7 protein-coding genes are annotated in these 5,367 nt (G+C 63.0%); 1 reads left to right on the top strand and 6 read right to left on the bottom strand.

All coding sequences use genetic code 11. The annotated features are described in order from the left end of the window. Positions 1–117 precede the first annotated feature (117 nt). The 5 genes from EN749_RS29925 to EN749_RS29945 form a co-directional block, all read right to left on the bottom strand. Positions 118–867 carry an electron transfer flavoprotein subunit beta/FixA family protein gene (locus tag EN749_RS29925; RefSeq protein WP_127331584.1) on the bottom strand — a complete coding sequence of 250 codons (750 nt, stop codon included), beginning with the start codon at positions 865–867 and terminating at the stop codon, positions 118–120. Positions 868–1,080: 213 nt separating this feature from the next. After that, positions 1,081–1,881, bottom strand: a complete 801-nt coding sequence (locus EN749_RS29930; RefSeq protein ID WP_127272488.1) for a rhomboid family intramembrane serine protease — start codon at positions 1,879–1,881, stop codon at positions 1,081–1,083. Between the two features lie 29 nt (positions 1,882–1,910). Beyond that, positions 1,911–2,492, bottom strand: a complete 582-nt coding sequence (locus EN749_RS29935) for a cob(I)yrinic acid a,c-diamide adenosyltransferase (protein WP_127270629.1) — start codon at positions 2,490–2,492, stop codon at positions 1,911–1,913. A 22-nt stretch (positions 2,493–2,514) separates the two neighbouring features. After that, positions 2,515–2,706, bottom strand: a complete 192-nt coding sequence (locus tag EN749_RS29940; RefSeq protein ID WP_013529428.1) for a twin transmembrane helix small protein — start codon at positions 2,704–2,706, stop codon at positions 2,515–2,517. A 25-nt stretch (positions 2,707–2,731) separates the two neighbouring features. Further along, the gene (locus EN749_RS29945; protein ID WP_128290173.1) at positions 2,732–3,598 is read right to left on the bottom strand and encodes an SDR family oxidoreductase; all 867 of its coding nucleotides are present in this window, start codon (positions 3,596–3,598) and stop codon (positions 2,732–2,734) included. 55 nt (positions 3,599–3,653) lie between these two features. On the opposite strand from EN749_RS29945, the gene EN749_RS29950 reads away from it, so the two are divergent. Beyond that, the gene (locus EN749_RS29950) at positions 3,654–4,505 is read left to right on the top strand and encodes a YihY/virulence factor BrkB family protein (RefSeq protein ID WP_127270626.1); all 852 of its coding nucleotides are present in this window, start codon (positions 3,654–3,656) and stop codon (positions 4,503–4,505) included. Positions 4,506–4,599: 94 nt separating this feature from the next. Here the strand turns inward: EN749_RS29950 and EN749_RS29955 are convergent. Continuing rightward, the coding region (locus EN749_RS29955) for a DMT family transporter (RefSeq protein ID WP_145991055.1) at positions 4,600–5,367 on the bottom strand (768 nt) is incomplete at its 5' end.

Raw genomic sequence — 5,367 nt, forward strand, 5'->3', positions numbered from 1 at the left:
CCCCCGAGCCGATCTGCAGCGCCGCCGACAGCGCCTTGGCGGTCTGGTCGGAAAGCGTTGCGTTGTCGTGTTCTGCGATGAGGAGAATAGCCATTTTTCTGTTCCTTTCCCGATCGCTTACAACACGCCGGCTTCGTTCTTGAGCTTGTCGACCAGCTCAGTGACGCTCTTGACCTTGACGCCTGCCTTGCGGCCGCTTGGCTCCTCGGTCTTGATGATCTTCAGCCGCGGCTTGACGTCGGCGCCGTAGTCGGCCGGGGTCTTCTCGTCGAGCTGCTTCTTCTTGGCCTTCATGATGTTGGGCAACGAGGCATAGCGCGGCTGGTTGAGGCGAAGGTCGGCGGTGACGATCACCGGCATCTTCAGTTCCACGGTCTGCAGGCCGCCGTCGACCTCGCGCGTCACCTTGGCCTTGTCGCCGTCGAGCACGATCTTGGAAGCGAAGGTGCCCTGCGCCCAGCCAAGCAGTGCCGCCAGCATCTGGCCGGTCTGGTTGGAGTCGTCGTCGATGGCCTGCTTGCCGAGAATGACGAGGCCGGGCTGCTCGGCGTCGACGACGCCTTTCAGCACCTTGGCGACGCCGAGCGGCTCGGTCTGTTCCTCGGTCTTGACCAGGATGGCGCGGTCGGCGCCCATGGCGAGCGCGGTGCGCAGTGTTTCCTGCGCCTGCTGCGGGCCGATCGAGACGACGATGATTTCTTCAGCCTTGCCGGCTTCCTTCAGCCGGATTGCTTCTTCCACCGCGATTTCGTCAAACGGGTTCATCGCCATCTTGACGTTGGCGAGCTCCACCGCCGAACCATCAGCCTTCACGCGAACCTTGACGTTCGCATCCACAACCCGCTTCACGGGCACAAGGATCTTCATTTGCCTGTCACCTCTTCACGCTAGTTGGGCGCGCTATAACAGCCTGCGCCCGTTCTGAGTTGTCGAAAGCCGACATTCCTGACTGAATTTTGGCCGGATGGAATTCCGGCCGGATGGAAATTCTGGTGTTTGCCCGCCTTAGGTTGCGGCGGTGACGTTTCCGTAGTTGCGGCAACCCTGCACGTCAATACGCTGCAAGCGGCTCAAATCGGTTCAGTCCGAACTGGAAGTGTTTCCTCGCCCCCAGCGCGGCGTCGCGGCGGGCGGGTCGGGGATCAGCGGTTCCGTGGCAACCGGCGGTTGGTCGGGAGCGGTGGGCGCAACGTCCTCGTCGGCGCCGGCAAACAGCGGCACGCCGCGGCTGCGCAGGACGAGCACAAGAACGGCTCCGGCAATGATGCCGCCGATATGGCAAGCCCACGAAATCTGGTCCTCGCCGCCGGCGGCAAACATCACCACCTGGAACAGCACCCACAAGATGAGCGGGATGAAGGCCGGAATCCGCAGCGGGATGCGGGCAAAGGCCAGCACCCAGACCTTCACCCTGGGATAAAGGATCAGATAGGCGACGACCACTCCGGCGATGGCGCCGGAGGCACCGATCAGCGGCGCCTGCGAATCCCAGGCGACGAGGCCCTGGAAGGCGGCGCCGGCGATCGCGCACAACAGGTAGAAGATGAGGTAGCGGATGTGGCCGAGCGCATCCTCGACATTGTCGCCGAACACCCACAGGAACAGCATGTTGCCGCCGAGATGGAAGATGTCGGCATGCAGGAAGGAATAGGTGAGGTAGCTCAGGCTTTCGGGGATGACGATGAAACGGGGATCAAGCTCGGCGGTGTCATGGACGACCGACGGGATGAAGCCGAGGCCAAGCACGGCGGCATTGGAGAAACTCTCGCCGCCGAGCGCGGTGGCGAGGTAGACCAGGGCATTGACCACGATCAGCCCGATCGTCACATATTGCAGCCTGATGTGCCGCAGCCTGTTGGTGTCGTAAAGCGGGATGAACATTGCCCCAGGCCCTCTTCCGCTTTCGACAATCAGCGGTTCTTGCCGGGAACCCATAGCACGTCGGCGTTTCCGTTGTCATTGACCGCCCGGGCGGCGACAAACAGGAAATCCGAGACCCGGTTGATGTATTTTAGACCGTCGCGGTTGACGTGCTCGTCCGGATCCTGGGCAAGGGCCACGATCAGCCTTTCGGCCCGCCGCGCCACGGTGCGGGCAAGGTGAAGTGCCGCCGCTGCCGGCGTGCCGCCATTGAGCACGAAGGATTTGAGCGGCTGAAGCTCCTTGTTGAGAAGGTCGATGTCCTTTTCGACCCGGTCGGTCTGCACGGCGACGATCCGAAGCGGCTCATAGCCGAGCGGCTTGCCGTCGTCGGGCACGGCGAGATCGGCGCCGAGGTCGAAGAGATCGTTCTGGATGCGGGAAAGCATGGCGTCGATCGCGGGATGGATCGCGGCCGTGTGGACCCGGGCGATGCCGATGCAGGCATTGGCTTCGTCGACCGTGCCGTAGGCGTCTACCCGCAGGTCGGATTTCAGCCGCCTCTCGCCGGTGCCGAGACCCGTGGTGCCATCATCGCCGGTGCGGGTGTAGATCTTGTTGAGCTTGACCATTTCGCCTCCCCGCCGACATCCCTCACTTGCGGGTGAAATACACCGCAAGCAGGATCAGCACCAGCGCCACGGCCTGCAGCATGACGCGCGCCTGCATCAGCTTGTTCGATGTGACGCCGGAGCCGCCGCGCATCATATTGATGAGGCCACGAACAAGCACGACCGCAACGGCGACCATGACCAGAATGGCGAGAATGTTGAAGACGGTTGCCATTGTTTCGTTCCAGTTGTTTTGGCGTTCAGGCGCGTTTGGCCATCAGGCGGTAAAGCATCGATGCCGGCAGGATGCGTTTGAGCACCGCACCGATCCTGGCCGGCAATGTTACCACATAGTGCGGTCGCGGGCGCCGCGACAGAAGTGCATGGCGCAGCGCCGCATGAACGACTTCCGGCCCTGGCTTCAAGGCCGATTGGCTGCCGCCGGCCCGCAGCCGTTCGAGTTGCGCCGCATAGTCCACGCGGTGCACGGAATTTTCGTGGTCGATGTTGCTGAGAAACCAAATGAGGCCATTGCTGGCGATCTTCGACTTCACCGGCCCCGGCTCGATCAGCGAAACGTGGACGCCGCTGCCGGCCAGTTCCTGGCGCTGGCAGAGCATCAAGGCCTCCAGTGCATGCTTCGACGCGGAATAGGCGCCGCGAAAGCGCACCGGGACGAGGCCAAGGATCGACGAGCAATGGACGATGCGGCCCTGACCCTGGCGGCGCATCACTGGCACCAGCCGGCGGGTCAAATCATGCCAGCCGAAGAAATTCGCCTCGAACTGCTGCTTGAGCGCCGCGACGGGCAGATCCTCGACGGCGCCCGGCTGGGCATAGGCGCCGTTGTTGAAAAGGGCGTCGAGCCGGCCGCCGGTGCGGTCGAGCACCGCCGTCACCAGCGAGGCGATGGAGTCCGGCTCGCAATAATCGAGATAGAAGGCCTCGATGCCATCGGCTTCGAGCGCGGCGATGTCCTGCGGCCTGCGCGCCGTTGCGAACACCCGCCAGCCTTCCGCCTTCAACGCGCGGGCGCAGTACGCGCCTATTCCCGAAGACGCACCGGTGATGATAATCGAGCGCAACTTTCGCGCCGGACTGTTCGTGGTTTCGCCAAGGGTTGCCATTTGCCGCAATCCCTTCCCATATTCCCGGCGTGGAGACAATTGGAGGGCGCGGTTCTTGTTGCGGAAGATCGTAGCCCTCAAGCGGGTCCTCTACGACGCGCTCGGCCATTTCAACACCGATGACGGCTGGGCGATGGCCAGCCATCTGGCGATCACATCGCTGATGGCGCTGTTCCCGTTCCTGATCTTCGCGACGACGCTGGCGAGCTTCCTCGGCGCGCAGGCGTTCTCCGACACCGCCGTGCATCTGGTCTTCGACACCTGGCCCGAACAGATCGCCAAGCCGATCGCGCGCGAAGTGCTCAATGTGCTGACCGTCCGGCGCACCGACCTTTTGACCTATGGCGTGGTGCTTGCTGCCTATTTTGCGTCGAACGGCATCGAGGCGCTGCGCACGTCGCTCAACCGCGCCTATCGCGTTTCGGAAACGCGCGGCATCATCTACCGCCGGGTGCAGAGCATCATCTTCGTTCTCATCGCCACGGCCGGTTTCCTGGCGATCAGCGTGCTCCTGGTGTTCGCGCCGCTGCTGGCGCGGATCGCCGAAGCCCATATCGACTGGATCAAGCCCTATATGGGCACCATCACGCTGTGGCGTTACGTCATCGCTTCGGCGGTCATTGTCGGCGGATTGTTTGCCGTGCATTTCTGGCTGCCGGCGGGCAAGCGCCGCTTCGTCTCGCTGGTGCCGGGCATCGTCTTCACGCTGGCGGCATGGCTTATCGGTTCGACCATCTTCGCCACCTATCTCGACCACTTCTCGTCCTATGTGACGACCTATGCCGGCCTGGCCTCGATCATGATCGCCGTGGTCTTCCTCTACATGGTCTCGGCGATCTTTATCCTTGGCGGCGAGCTCAATGCCGCGATCAGCCGCTATCTGGAGGCACGTGCGCGGGTGGGATGACAGGTAGAATTGAGGAATTGAAGAACTGAAGAATTGGAGAAAAAGCGGGCCATATCCGGCGCTGTCTGTGCTTCTTCCTCAATTCCTCAATTCCTCAATTCCTCAATTCCACAGTTCTTCCCTTCGTCTGCCGCGCCGTTGCCAGGCCAACGCCGAATGTGGTGATCGCCATGCCCACGATCTGCAGGGCGTTGAGCTGCTCGTCGAACAGGGCCCATGCGATGACCGCCGTCACCGCCGGTACCAGGTAGAACAGCGAGGCCACTTTCGACATCTCGCCGTCGCGGATCATGACCATCAGCAGGAAGATGGCGCCGAGCGACAGCACCAGCACCAGCCAGGCCATGGCGAAGATCAGTTCGCCATTGATGATGACCGTGTGGGTTTCGAAGGCGAGCGAGGCGAGGAGCATCAGCGAACCACCGCCGACATATTGCCACATGGTCGCCGCGACGAGGTCGCCGCCGGAGGCGAAGCGCTTCTGCCAGATGGTGCCGGCGCTCATGCCGAGCACCGAGACCAGCGAGGCGGTCAATGTCGCTGCCGTCACGCCGCCGCCGAGCGCGCCGAGCTTCGGCCACAGCACGATGACGATGCCGATGAGGCCGATGCCGAGGCCAAGCCAGTGGCGCGGCAGGATCGCCTCGCCGAGAAACTTACCGGCAAGCACCGCTGTGATCAGTGGCTGCAGGCCGACGATCAGGGCCGAAAATCCGGCCGGCATGCCCCTGTGGATGGCCCAGAAGACGGCACCGAGATAGACGCCATGCATCAGGATGCCGGCGCCGGTGGCATGCAGCGCCTCCTGGCGGGTGGCTCTTTTCGAGCCAAGCACAAGCATCAGGACGGCCAGCAGGATGGC

The sequence above is a fragment of the Mesorhizobium sp. M7A.F.Ca.ET.027.02.1.1 genome (genome assembly GCF_004022985.1).
GTDB lineage: Bacteria > Pseudomonadota > Alphaproteobacteria > Rhizobiales > Rhizobiaceae > Mesorhizobium.